Source organism: Oceanobacillus zhaokaii (genome assembly GCF_003352005.1).
GTDB classification, from domain to species: Bacteria; Bacillota; Bacilli; order Bacillales; family Amphibacillaceae; genus Oceanobacillus; species Oceanobacillus zhaokaii.
In genome coordinates this window covers 3,825,152-3,837,418 of sequence record NZ_CP024848.1, presented here as the reverse complement: position 1 = coordinate 3,837,418, position 12,267 = coordinate 3,825,152, and the positions used below count along the sequence as shown (strand labels likewise).

Sequence of the window (12,267 nt, the reverse complement as noted above, 5' to 3'; positions counted from 1 at the left end):
TAAAATTAATCACATTTCATAGGGGGAGAGGCACTTGAAAAAATTTACTTCAAAGCTTTTAGGTTACTTTTATGCTTTTTTATCCTAAGTTTAATTATAAGTGTGATTTTCAAGGATTCATTGGATATTATAAACTGCATTTTTTACTTCATTTAGACTTGCGATAGAATTGTTTGTGTACAGTAATTTATCAATAAGAAGGGTGTATATTTACATATTTATTCAAATGGAAAATTTATTATGTGGTAAACATTCCACACTAATCTCTTTTTTGTTAGACAATGTACGGCTATTTTCCATTTGAAGATAAAAATAGTGAGAAATGGAGCTTGTGATAGTGTGAGAAGGCATTATCTCCAATAATCGAGGGAAGTCCAGCTCAGGTGATTTGTGGGGTAACCTGACCGGTAAATTTTTATGTAAAATAAGCCTCTATAATAGGTCTTATTAAAGTTGACCAAATTAGAACATACTTGGATAACCTTTGACCATGGCATCTGAAATAGCATCTGCCATTTCCCGAGCTTGTTTCTCTATTTTATCATAAACATCAATATCCTTTTGGTAATCCTTATTTATCATGGCAACAGCTTCTTGTTTCGTTAAATCTAAATGATGATAAAACATTTCTCGAACGGCTACTTTCGTTAAAAAGCGGTTTATACTATTTAGAAATACTGCAATTTCATCTGCATTTTGATGCCATTTCTTATCTGCCGCCATTACGGCTTGTTGATTGCCTGCTATGGCTGCTTTGACAAGATCTGCAGCAATTAGAAGATGGTCTTGAATCAAAGAAGCATACGTTTGGGCCGCGACATCTCCGTATAAGCGACGAATCATATTTCCCATGTCTGTCGCATTCTTTAGGAGACGCTTGATGACAAAATCTACATCAGGTAAATTAAAGGTTAGGCTGATAATCGCCATTCTAGTCCAGGCAACATGTTCCTCCCAGAGGCTGCGCATATCGTTTCGGTAGTCGACTTCCGCTTGACTTATACAATGATTTTCTCGTACAAGCCGGGAGCTTTGCTCTGTAATTGGGATGGAAATTTGCTGTCCGATTGAAAGATAGTAAGGATTCACTCTAGGATTAAATGCAATAATATCCTCTGTTGTTGTATGATAGCGCTGTGCCAGTAACCAATAATTATCTCCTGGCTGGATAATATAGTTAAAATGATTGTTCATCTTGCTAGCCCACTCCTCTAAAAGTATTCAATTACAACCCATATCGCTTATATCCGTTCATAGTGTATTCGTTTAGAGGTGCTAGGTTGAATATCAATGGTAAATTGTATATTCGGAGAAATTCAGTATTATGTATTAAACGGAGGAAGAATTTGATGTGAAACAGCATCCGTTTATTATATATAAGCGCAACAGTTAGATAATGTCTGAAGAACGAACCTGAGAATAATTCTCTACATATTCGTTCTTCTTCTGAATATCGTTATTCTCTTCTTCTATCACAAATATCCAATAAAGGGCAATTTTCGCAGATTGGCTTTGACCTACAATATTGCTTTGCATGCTCTACTAACAATGCATGAAATTCATTATATAATGTTAATTTGTTAGGTAATTCTTTTTCTAAGAGCTTTCTAAAACTATCATAGGATGCTGGCATATCATGACCGATACGGTAAAAGATCCTTCTTGCATAGGCATCTACTACAAAAACCGGTTTTTCAAATGCATATACGAGCATGACATCAGCTGTTTCCTGACCGATTCCATGAATACTTAATAGCTCCTTGCGCAATTCAATTTTATCCATATTTTTTATTCTTTCAACATTATAATCATATTTTCTGAACCATTCCATAAATGCCTTAATCCGCTTCGCTTTAATATTGTAAAATCCACTAGATCTGATAAGCTGTGCAAGATCTTCAATTGGCAGGTAGTCAATAATTGCCGGTTCAAAATATGGCGCTAATTTTATTAATGCTTTGTCCACATTCCGCCAATTCGTATTTTGGACAAGAATTGAGCCAATCATCATTTCAAATGGAGTTTCTGCTGGCCACCAACTTTGTGGACCGTAATATTCGAATAATTTATTATAAATTAATTTATATGCAGGTTGCATTCTAACCCTCACTTTTCACTCCGTAGTATATATATGCTTATTATAGCATGTAAGGAAGTTGCCAATCATAAAGAGATTGGCTAGTGAATGATCAGTGTGGATGGGAAAGATATGTACACTAGATAATTGTAAAGAAAGTTATTGAGGAGTAATTACTTCCTTCTTCAAATAACTATCTACTTACTCACATATTCACCTCAATACATTTTTGCATCCTCAGTGAGTTCGGCATTGCAAAATACGTCTGTAGAGACCTTTCCAAACCACTTTGAACAGTCTAATTATTATCCAATTATTGTAAATTATTTATGGTAATTAGGTCTGAATTATTCAAAAACAGTAGCTTTCAAAAAAAATGATATTAATTTAGGATAACGCTACCATTCATGTGCGACAGTGCATAGAGGAGTTTAATTTGCTAATACTATGGCTATATCAGCTTTACATGTATTAAAAAATATTCTAAAATTAGAAAGTATGTTTTTTTGCAGACAAGCAAGTTTAGCAACTTTCTTACTGCATAGGTGCAACTGAGGCTATCATTAAAAGGCTAAGGTAAGCCTTTCATATTAATAAGAATTATTAAGCTTTACAACTTAGAGGAGGATTTACAACAATGGATTCAAGAGATAAGGAGACCATGCTGAAGACTATTCCGCAGAAGGGCTTTTTTGGTCATCCTAAAGGATTATCAACACTTTTCTTCACAGAGTTTTGGGAACGATTTTCATACTATGGTATGCGTGCCATACTATTATTCTACATGTACTATGAACTAAATCATGGCGGATTAGGTCTAGATCAGACACTTGCTAATTCCATTATGGCAATTTACGGATCACTTGTTTATATGTCCGGGATTATCGGTGGGTGGATTGCTGATAGAATTCTTGGAACTGGCCGTACGGTATTTTATGGTGGAATTTTAATCATGATTGGTCATATTGTCCTGTCACTTCCTGGTGGGGTAACTGCCTTATTCGTTTCTATGGCGTTTATCATTTTAGGTACGGGATTACTTAAACCAAACGTAGCTAGTATGGTAGGGGACCTTTACAGTGAAAAAGATCCAAGACGAGATTCAGGATTTAGCATCTATTATATGGGAATTAACTTAGGTGGTTTTATTGCACCGTTAATTGTCGGAACTATTGGACAAACTTATAACTTCCATCTTGGCTTTGCAATTGCAGCTTTTGGTATGTTTGCCGGTTTAGTTGTGTACGTAATTACACGTAAAAAGTATTTAGGTCTTGCAGGGTCACATGTCCCTAATCCGCTTACAAGGGAAGAACGTGGAAAAACGTTTAAAATCATTAGCGTAACAGTCATCATCCTTGCTATTATTGGCTGGTTTGGAATTACAGGCGGTTGGTTAACAATTGAACGAGTGATCTTCTTTATCAGTATTCTCGGGATTATTATCCCTACGTTATACTTCATTATGATGTATCGTAGTCCGAAGACAACCGCAGATGAACGTTCACACTTGCTTGCCTACATTCCGCTGTTTATCGCAGCTATGGTGTTCTGGGCAATCCAAGAACAAGGATCAAATATTCTTGCGACCTATGCAAATGAACGGACGCAATTAAGTTTTGCAGGAATTGAAATTCATTCCTCATGGTTCCAATCATTAAATCCGTTGTTCATCGTTGCACTCGCACCAGTTTTCGCGTGGATGTGGGTCAGGTTAGGTGATCGTCAACCAACGACACCACAGAAGTTTTCTTTAGGATTAATATTTGCTGGTCTCTCCTTCATTGTAATGATTATTCCAGCCTTTGTTAATGGAACGGAAAGCTTAGTAAGTCCATTATGGCTTGTACTTAGCTTCTTCCTTGTTGTACTTGGAGAACTCTGCTTATCGCCTGTTGGATTGTCAGCAACAACGAAACTAGCTCCAGCAGCTTTTGCAGCACAGATGATGAGCCTTTGGAATTTATCAAACGCCTCTGCACAAGCAATCAATGCACAGGTTGTTCGTTTTTATAATCCAGAAACAGAAGCAATTTATTTTGGAGTGATTGGTGGAATTGCAATCGTTCTTGGAATCGTATTGTTCTTGTTTGCACCAAAACTTAAACGATTTATGAAAGGCATAAATTAAGAACGCTGATAGAAAAGGTGGACTTGGAATGGTCGTGTATTACGATTGTTTCAGGTCCACCTATTTGTTTTTTTCTGATGCTATAATAAACTCAGTAAATACGCATCCATTCGTGCTTCCATTGTTTTGTTTGTTATCTCAGTGACACCAAATGCCTCCCACCCTGAATAGATCTCAATTGGATCAGATAGCACATCGATTAAGGAACAAAGGTCCCAATATACATTGTAAATAAATGAATCCCCAGCATACCTTTGATAGGCTGCAAGGAACATATCGGCAGCTTCGACTCCATAAAGCATCGCGAGGTTCCACCGGCAATGACCAACATCAATCCCAGCTGGTCCTATACAAGCATTTACCCAATCAACAACTCCACTGATTGACTCATCTTTCCATAGTACATTCGCGGGATGATAATCCCGATGAATAAAGCATATATTATATGTCGGCTGTGGCTCCGCCAATAGCTCAATTGCAGTTTTCCAGGCATCTGGTACAGTTGACCAAGATGGAACTTCAATAACAGTCTCGGCATTTTGATAACGAAAGAATCTCCATGGAAAATCGTATATTTTGGTTTTATGAACTCTTGCCAATTCTTTAGCGAGTTCATTTATCCACTTTTGCATTTGCTTTGGTTTTAGATTGACTTTCCCATCAAGCTTTGACATTAGCACAAGTGGAACACCACAAGTATCTCCTGTATCATAGGCAATTATTTCGGGAGCTGCTAGCCCAGCACTTACAGCCATCCAGAGACTGCTCGCTTCATGGACTGCTAAATCTGGTTCATCCTGCAGCCATTCTTGATTAGTAAATTGACGCAGTACAACTTCAATGATATCGGCATCCAAACGAAGCTTTATCAGATGAAGGATTGATGAAGTGCTCCCTTTTAATTGTTCAATCGATTCGATAGTAGCATTTTGATTTACTTGTTGAATGACCCATGCAAGAGCTTGCTCTGTTATTTTCAATTTCTTCACCCTTTTATCCAATGATATCTTACTAAGACAGTTTTCTTATAGATTGGGACTGCGGTCATCCCTCTCACCAAAAAATCTAAAGTAATCGATGATAATGCTTGAGCTGATGTAAAGTGCGAACTAACTTTAGATGATATTTGCATCTCTGGTTGTCGCTTCGGAAATACACTACGCTTTCCGCGGGAGGCTGATGAGCCTCCTCGTGCTACTGCACTTCCTAGTCTCATCAAGGCCTTTTCTCCCGCAGGAGTCTCAAGAGTATTTCTTCCGCTGAGGATAATGCAGAAGCTAAAAAAAGGAATTCAAACCCACTAACTATCGACGTTGATTGTAGCGAAGGAATGGAGATTCACGTGAGTAGCAACGAATGTCCGGATTCAAAATCTTAATTGTCATTAGTTCGCACTTTATCTAAATCGTAACAATTGATACAAATTAAGCTATAATTAACAACACAAAAAGGTAAGGTTGATGGAATAATCACCACAAGCTTACCGTAATTGTTATATGCTGGTTTTTCTTATTCATCCATCTCGCGCTTTTTAAATACGATGGCAGTTGCAATCATTGCCACTATTGACCAAGCAAGAATAATGGCTAAATTTCCTACTACATCTGCAAACCCTGAACCAGATTCGACAGCAGCCGCAACCTCAATTAATTGGATACTTGGTAAGTAATCGACAATGGAAAGGATAGGATAATTCTCTGCAAATGGCTGAAACATAGATGCAAATCCAAAGATAAAAATAACTGGCATAATGAGTACAGAAGCCTCAATTACGCTTCTGGAGAGTAATCCCATTAATGTGCCTAGCGTAATATAAAATAAGATAGAAACTATAATTGCAATTGCTACTAAGCTTAAGTTTACTGGTTCATAACCTGTTAGCATGGCACATATAAAAATTGTTCCAATCGTTAATATAAACGACACTAAGCTTTTTCCACCAAGTATTTCTGGTAAAGTTGCTGGAGAAAGCATCAATCCACGCAGTGTGTTTTTTTCCTTTTCCTCGGCAATAATCGCACATTGGACGAAAGCTGTAACTACTGCTAAAACCAAATTAATGACTAAGTAATGAACCTCAATTGTCAGGTTATCCATTCTTCCATAAAAGAATGCAAAGAATAAAGGCAGAATCATTGTTGATGTGATGTACATATTTTTGGATAAATCCTTCATATCTTTTTGAAAAATGGCCATTATACGCTTCATTGAAAATGTCATACTAATTCCCTCCCTGTAACTTCTACAAAAATATCACCTAATGTTGGTTCGTTTGAATGAATGGAGACGACTTGACCTGCTGCCATATATTGATGAATAGTATTTGCGCCTTTAGCATCGCCAGTTACCATTATTTCTCGCCCGTCCTTTAGCTCTAATGTCACAGAGGAATCTGAAAACTGTCTGCGAAGTGCTTTTGGTTCATCGAGCAGTTGGATTTTCCCTTTGTTTAGGAATGCAACACGATTACATAAAGACTCTGCTTCTGTCATATCATGTGTCGTTAAGAAAATCGTTGTTCCTTTTTCATTCAGCCTGCGTAATCCATCATGAATATGCTTGGAGTTAGCCGGATCTAGTGCTGATGTTGGTTCATCTAAAAATAGCAGATCCGGTTCATGTAAGAATGCCCGTGCTAATGTTACGCGTTGCAGCATTCCTTTTGAAAGCTTGGAGACTAGCTTTTTTGGTTCTTCTGTTAAGTTGACCATTTTGAGTACTTCATCGATTCGCTTCCTAGGTACGTCATATAGGTCGCAGTAAATTTTTAGATTATCGTAAATCGATAATCGGCTATATAAACCGCTATTATCGGTAATGACTCCAATTTTCTTTCGGTATGCTGGTTTATTTATGGAAGATGTTGGTGTTTGGAATACTTTCGCATCACCAGATGTTTGCGCTAATTGACCTGTTAAAATTTTAATTGTCGTTGTCTTTCCGGAACCACTTGGTCCTAAAAACCCAAATGTTTCTCCTTTTTTAACATGAAAATTAACATCCTCTAGTGCAGGTTGGTTTCCGAAAATCTTTGCTAATGATTTCACTTCAATTACATTTTCCAATTTTTCTCCTCCTGACAAATCATTTTTGCTTACATCCATAGAATAAGAGAAAAATAGGGTTTTTACATTATATTTTCCACGAAAAGAGTAATTATCGGGGTGAATGGAGCTTATTTTATACCCAATAAATCCCTTAACTCCGCCATTTTTGCTTTTGATAATGGGATTTGTGTCTTTTCTTTGTCATCAAGAACCAAACTATAGCTATTTCTTGTCCATGTAATTACTTCCCGTACTTTTTGTAAATTTATTATATACGAGCGGTGGCATCTGAAAAATCCAACATGCTGCAGTCGTTCTTCTAAATTCGTTAATGTTAGAGAACTTGGAAAAGCTTCCCCTTTTATGTATATATTTGCTTGCCCATCATTACTTTCGATGTAATCAATTTCTGGTGGATCAAATAATACGATTTTTTCATTTACCTTTGTTGGAATTTTATTAAACTGAATCGGTTGCAATTCTTTTTCATTTTGACTTGAAACGGCATCCAAATTATCTGTAGTTTGATCCTCTGCCTCTGTCTGAATTAATAGTAAGCCGTTCTCATCTAGTCGATAAACTTTATCCGCAATGGTAATCGCACTTTCCATATTGCTAGTAAATAGAAGAATTGCCTTTCTGCTCTCCTTTAATTTCTTGGTTATATTAATAAAAATGCGCTTTGTTTCCATATCAACATTCAAATCAGGCTCTTCGAAGATAAATAAAGGAGGGGACTGGATTAGCAATCGTCCATACTGCACTCGCTTCTTCTCTGAAAAGGATAAATCCTTTATTCTTTTATTTCTAATTTCATGTAACTGGGTTAATTGAAAAATTGAATCATATAGTTGATTAAATCCATATAAACGACCAAAAAATGAGAAATAATCCTTAATAGATAATCTCTCATAAAGCCCATCTTCAAAATAGCAGATTCCAAGCTGTGAAAAATAAGCTCTTTTATTCTCAGAAAGTGACTCACCATTAATCGTTATGCTGCCATTGAGGGACGGTGTGTCTCCTGTCAGCATGTCTAGAATGGTACTGCGAACATTTAATGTTGAATAAACTGCAGTAATCTCACTTGCAGCAACTTCTAAGTGAAAAGAAGGAAATAATATTGTATCCTTTTCATGTTTCTCTATATCTTTCATGATTAAAATAGTCATTTCATCCGCCCTTCTTTCTCATGGAACAGTTTCAAAAATAAAATGTTTCTAAAATATTGGAAATATGGTGCCTTTTCCAGTATACAATTTCTTCCTAATTTAGGGTAGAGTATAAATTGAGTATCATCCTTTTTGATAAACAGTAAGTTTGACTTTCCTATGTTCAATATATAAAATTGCACCCATAGAATAAAAGGGAGGGGAAATGAATGGCTATACTGCCTACACCATTTAAAATAAAGGGTTTAGAATTAAAAAATAGAATTGTAATGGCGCCGATGTGCCAGTATTCAGTTGAAACCGAGGATGGGATGCCGAATGATTGGCATTTTGTTCATTATGTATCGAGAGCGATTGGAGGGACGGGTCTTATCATTGTCGAGATGACCGATATTGATCCAGATGGACGAATTACAAACGGTGATTTAGGATTGTGGTCCGATGATCATGTACCAGCTTATAAAAGGATTGTCGATGAGGTACATAAATATGGCGCGAAGATTGGCATTCAAATCGCCCATGCAGGTCGTAAGGCAGAGGATGCAGAACAGCCAGTTGGTGCGTCTGATATTCCAGTCGAAGTTCTACCTGAAGAAAGTATCAAAGGAAGGCTGAAACGACCAAGAGCTTTAACAACAGAAGAAGTGAAAGAACTTGTCCTCCAATTTAAAGATGCTGCAAGACGTGCTGTTGAAGCTGGATTTGATACAATCGAAATTCACGGTGCGCATGGTTACTTGCTCCATCAGTTTATGTCACCAACCATTAATAATCGAAAAGACGAATATGGTGAGGATCTAGCGAGATTCGGAGTAGAAGTTATTCATGCAGTAAAAAGTGTGATCCCAGATGATATGCCATTAATCATGAGAATGTCAGCCATCGAATATGTTGATGGGGGTTATAAAATTGAACATGCCATTGAGATCGCCAAACGTTTTAAAGAAGCTGGTGTTGATGTCTTTCATGTTTCCAGCGGTGGAGAGGGGCTACCAGGGAAATTGAAACCAGCGAATCATCCAGCATATCAAGTGCCATTTGCTCGTGCCTTCAAAGAGATATTAAACGTGCCAGTAATTGCAGTTGGAAAATTAAGTGACCCTTTAGTTGCCGAAGCGACTGTTGCAAATGATGAAGCAGATTTAATTGCAGTTGCAAGAGGAATGCTAAATGATCCTTACTGGGGACTTCATGCAATAAAAGCTGTTTCGGGTAAGGTAACACCCCCTGCTCCATATAAGCGAGGGATTCGTTAACTAGAGTAGACGGGAAAAATCGGAATCAGAAGTGATATTTTTGATTCCGATTTTTAATATTAAACAGGAAAGATATCTTCAATAATTTGAATGTCTTCTGTCGTCAGCCTTACTTCAGCAGCTTTTAAATTATCCGCGATTTGTTGCGAATTTCTTGCTCCTGGGATAACGGAATCAATTGGCCTGCGTGTTAAATAGAATGCTAAGACAATGTGCGCAACGTCTACATCATGGTTATCTGCAATTTGCCGGATTTTATCTACCTCTTCCAAATGCTTGAAATAGACCTCATCCCTAAATTGCGGTCGAGCCTTTTGTTTCTCTGAGAAGATGGTGTCTGGCTTGTATTTGCCTGCTAACAGTCCAGAAGCTAAAGGGAAATAAGGAATGAATGAGATATTGTTATCTGATAAATATGGAAATAGTTCTGTTTCTGCTTTGCGATTAATGAGATTGTATTCGTCTTGGATAACATCGATATATCCATCTTGGTTAGCTTCCTTAAGCTGTTCGAATGAAAAGTTGGAAACACCTATGGACCGAATTTTACCTGCCTCTTTTAATTGCTGTAATGTGCCAATTGCTTCATACTTCGGTGTTTCTTCATCAGGGAAGTGAATATAGAACAGATCAATCACATCAGTTTGCAGCCGTTTTAAACTTTCATCCACTGTCTGCGTTAGAAATGCAGGAGAATTATCGACAATCATTGTATCGCCCTCGAACCGATGTGCTCCTTTCGTTGCTAGTATAACGTCATTTCTGTTCATATTTTCTTTCAATGTTTTTCCGATTATTTCCTCTGAAAGCCCTTTTCCATATATGTAGGCTGTATCAATAAAGTTAAGACCATTTTTTACCGCTGCGTTTATTATCTCTCCGCCATAATCGGTATTTGTTTCTTTATCCTCTTTGCCAATTTTGTTTGCCCCAAGTCCAATTGGATGGACATATAGCCCTGTATTTCCTAATTCTACTTTCTCAACCATGCAACCCCACCTTTTCTTATTATTACCTCCTATCATAAATATATTAATCAAATATTACCAATATAAGGTTCATTAAATTCCGCACCACTTATAAAAGAGTGGTGCGGAATGGCTTTAAGGCGATTTATCTAAATTACTTAATATGTTGAAAGAGAAGAAGTATATTGCAAGGACAGTTACAACCCCGCCAATGGATAATAATGTAGTGAAAAGTCCTCCGGCACCTGTTACTACAAATGCCAGAGAAATCATCATAACAGGTAAACCAATGTTGTGTAACCAAAAATGAACCTTCGCTGTTGCGGTTTGGGCAAGATGAGGAAAAAGTTTATAAAAGATACCAGCAATCGCAAGAGACACCCAACCGAGTAAGTTGATGTGTACATGTACACCTGTTAAAACGTAATCATGCCCAATTGACATATAGAGCCCGAGTGTAATTCCAATTAGGAAATAGATCACGGAGATTTTAATTAATGTGTTTCCCATAGTTGTCACCTCCTTCCTATTTATTCATTAATTATATGAATGAAGAGGATAGAGGATACCTAGTTTAGAATACATTTTTTATAGGGAAATTACAGTAGGACTTTCCTTGTCCATTATAGAATATAGTAGCTAAGTAACGACCATTTTATATTTGGAGGGAAAGTTATGTCAAAGAAGGTATTAATTCTTGCTGGTGATGCTGTAGAGTCTTTGGAAATGTATTATCCTTATTATCGTTGTCTTGAAGAAGGTTATGAGGTTACAATCGCGGCCACATCTGTGAAAAAGCTGCAAACAGTTGTTCACGATTTTATCGGTTGGGAAACTTATACGGAAAGTAAGGGTTATTTAATTGAAGCAACAGCTTCTTTTGCTGAAGTAAATCCAGAAGACTATGATGGTTTAATTATCCCCGGTGGACGTGCGCCAGAACATATTCGCCTTAACGAGCATGTTCCAGGAATCGTTAGCCACTTCTTTGAAACAGACAAGCCAATTGCAGCGGTTTGCCATGCGAGTCTTGTATTGACAACAGTTCGGGAACATTTACAAGGAAGAGAAATGACTGCTTACATTGCTTGCAAACCAGAAGTTGAAGCTGCAGGAGCGACATATATTGATGAATCCAATCATGTCGATGGAAACCTTATTTCAGGTCATGCATGGCCTGACTTACCTGGACTGCTTAAGGAATTCGTTATGCAGGTGAATGGGAGTTATATTGGGAGAAGATAAAGAAGAATTGAGTAGAATTGAAATAACATAAGAAGGCAGATGAATAAACTACGCTTAAAAGACTCATGTTAAAGTCAGGAGGTGTTAACATGGGAAGAGATCGTCAAGAAAAGAAATTACGGGAAAGCAGACGTGTTGAATCAGACCGAGATGTTGGTCTTCGTTTTAAAGGGGCGACAAAGATGTCAAGTCCAGAAGAAGCTAGAAGATTAAATGATGGTCAAAAGTAGAGTGAGTGCTCGGTTGGTCTCATAAATTGACCGAGTTTATTAAAAGTGTATCTAAGATGATTTCTAACTTATAAGTGCAGTATTAATTGGAATGAGCACAACAAAAAACTAGCTCCCTTCAAGTAAAGGGAGCTAGTTTTT

Annotated in this window: 12 protein-coding genes; 4 read left to right on the top strand and 8 right to left on the bottom strand. The window is 37.2% G+C overall.

Features of this window, described 5'->3' with window-relative positions:
• Nucleotides 1-462 precede the first annotated feature (462 nt).
• Together CUC15_RS18665 and CUC15_RS18660 are read right to left on the bottom strand one after the other, a co-directional pair.
• A complete protein-coding gene (locus CUC15_RS18665; RefSeq protein WP_423241388.1) occupies nucleotides 463-1,089 on the bottom strand; it encodes a hypothetical protein in 627 nt (208 codons plus the stop codon).
• A gap of 367 nt (nucleotides 1,090-1,456) precedes the next feature.
• A complete protein-coding gene (locus tag CUC15_RS18660; RefSeq protein WP_114918121.1) occupies nucleotides 1,457-2,098 on the bottom strand; it encodes an endonuclease III domain-containing protein in 642 nt (213 codons plus the stop codon).
• A gap of 616 nt (nucleotides 2,099-2,714) precedes the next feature.
• On the opposite strand from CUC15_RS18660, the gene CUC15_RS18655 reads away from it, so the two are divergent.
• Complete coding sequence (locus CUC15_RS18655) at nucleotides 2,715-4,208, top strand: peptide MFS transporter (protein ID WP_114918120.1); 1,494 nt, start codon at nucleotides 2,715-2,717, stop codon at nucleotides 4,206-4,208.
• Between the two features lie 80 nt (nucleotides 4,209-4,288).
• Here CUC15_RS18655 and CUC15_RS18650 read toward each other — a convergent pair whose 3' ends face one another.
• The 4 genes from CUC15_RS18650 to CUC15_RS18630 all read right to left on the bottom strand — a co-directional run bounded on the left by CUC15_RS18650 (nucleotide 4,289) and on the right by CUC15_RS18630 (nucleotide 8,427).
• Nucleotides 4,289-5,197 (bottom strand): phosphotransferase family protein, encoded by a 909-nt coding sequence (locus CUC15_RS18650; RefSeq protein WP_423241350.1) that lies wholly within the window; start codon nucleotides 5,195-5,197, stop codon nucleotides 4,289-4,291.
• Between the two features lie 520 nt (nucleotides 5,198-5,717).
• On the bottom strand, nucleotides 5,718-6,428 hold the full coding sequence (locus CUC15_RS18640; protein WP_114918117.1) for an ABC transporter permease: 711 nt from the start codon (nucleotides 6,426-6,428) through the stop codon (nucleotides 5,718-5,720).
• A complete protein-coding gene (locus CUC15_RS18635) occupies nucleotides 6,425-7,273 on the bottom strand; it encodes an ABC transporter ATP-binding protein (protein ID WP_114918116.1) in 849 nt (282 codons plus the stop codon). Before CUC15_RS18635 ends, CUC15_RS18640 begins: the two co-directional genes overlap by 4 nt.
• 110 nt (nucleotides 7,274-7,383) lie before the next feature.
• Nucleotides 7,384-8,427, bottom strand: a complete 1,044-nt coding sequence (locus CUC15_RS18630) for a LytTR family transcriptional regulator DNA-binding domain-containing protein (protein ID WP_114918115.1) — start codon at nucleotides 8,425-8,427, stop codon at nucleotides 7,384-7,386.
• Between the two features lie 209 nt (nucleotides 8,428-8,636).
• Between CUC15_RS18630 and CUC15_RS18625 the strand changes: the two genes are divergently transcribed.
• Nucleotides 8,637-9,683, top strand: a complete 1,047-nt coding sequence (locus CUC15_RS18625) for an NADH:flavin oxidoreductase/NADH oxidase (RefSeq protein ID WP_114918114.1) — start codon at nucleotides 8,637-8,639, stop codon at nucleotides 9,681-9,683.
• A 59-nt stretch (nucleotides 9,684-9,742) separates the two neighbouring features.
• Here CUC15_RS18625 and CUC15_RS18620 read toward each other — a convergent pair whose 3' ends face one another.
• Both CUC15_RS18620 and CUC15_RS18615 read right to left on the bottom strand, forming a co-directional pair.
• Complete coding sequence (locus CUC15_RS18620) at nucleotides 9,743-10,672, bottom strand: aldo/keto reductase (RefSeq protein ID WP_114918113.1); 930 nt, start codon at nucleotides 10,670-10,672, stop codon at nucleotides 9,743-9,745.
• 114 nt (nucleotides 10,673-10,786) lie between these two features.
• Entirely contained in the window at nucleotides 10,787-11,161 is a 375-nt protein-coding gene (locus tag CUC15_RS18615) for a cytochrome-c oxidase (protein ID WP_114918112.1), read from the bottom strand.
• A gap of 165 nt (nucleotides 11,162-11,326) precedes the next feature.
• Between CUC15_RS18615 and CUC15_RS18610 the strand changes: the two genes are divergently transcribed.
• Together CUC15_RS18610 and CUC15_RS18605 are read left to right on the top strand one after the other, a co-directional pair.
• Nucleotides 11,327-11,896, top strand: a complete 570-nt coding sequence (locus CUC15_RS18610; RefSeq protein WP_114918111.1) for a DJ-1/PfpI family protein — start codon at nucleotides 11,327-11,329, stop codon at nucleotides 11,894-11,896.
• Between the two features lie 89 nt (nucleotides 11,897-11,985).
• Complete coding sequence (locus CUC15_RS18605; RefSeq protein WP_114918110.1) at nucleotides 11,986-12,126, top strand: YpzI family protein; 141 nt, start codon at nucleotides 11,986-11,988, stop codon at nucleotides 12,124-12,126.
• The last annotated feature ends 141 nt before the right edge of the window (nucleotides 12,127-12,267 follow it).

Coding starts and splice junctions, on each gene's coding strand:
- CUC15_RS18605 (WP_114918110.1), top strand. CDS start 11,986: ATGGGAAGAGATCGTCAAGAAAAGAAATTACGGGAAAGCAGACGTGTT.
- CUC15_RS18615 (WP_114918112.1), bottom strand. CDS start 11,161: ATGGGAAACACATTAATTAAAATCTCCGTGATCTATTTCCTAATTGGA.
- CUC15_RS18655 (WP_114918120.1), top strand. CDS start 2,715: ATGGATTCAAGAGATAAGGAGACCATGCTGAAGACTATTCCGCAGAAG.
- CUC15_RS18625 (WP_114918114.1), top strand. CDS start 8,637: ATGGCTATACTGCCTACACCATTTAAAATAAAGGGTTTAGAATTAAAA.
- CUC15_RS18610 (WP_114918111.1), top strand. CDS start 11,327: ATGTCAAAGAAGGTATTAATTCTTGCTGGTGATGCTGTAGAGTCTTTG.
- CUC15_RS18630 (WP_114918115.1), bottom strand. CDS start 8,427: ATGACTATTTTAATCATGAAAGATATAGAGAAACATGAAAAGGATACA.
- CUC15_RS18660 (WP_114918121.1), bottom strand. CDS start 2,098: ATGCAACCTGCATATAAATTAATTTATAATAAATTATTCGAATATTAC.
- CUC15_RS18620 (WP_114918113.1), bottom strand. CDS start 10,672: ATGGTTGAGAAAGTAGAATTAGGAAATACAGGGCTATATGTCCATCCA.
- CUC15_RS18640 (WP_114918117.1), bottom strand. CDS start 6,428: ATGACATTTTCAATGAAGCGTATAATGGCCATTTTTCAAAAAGATATG.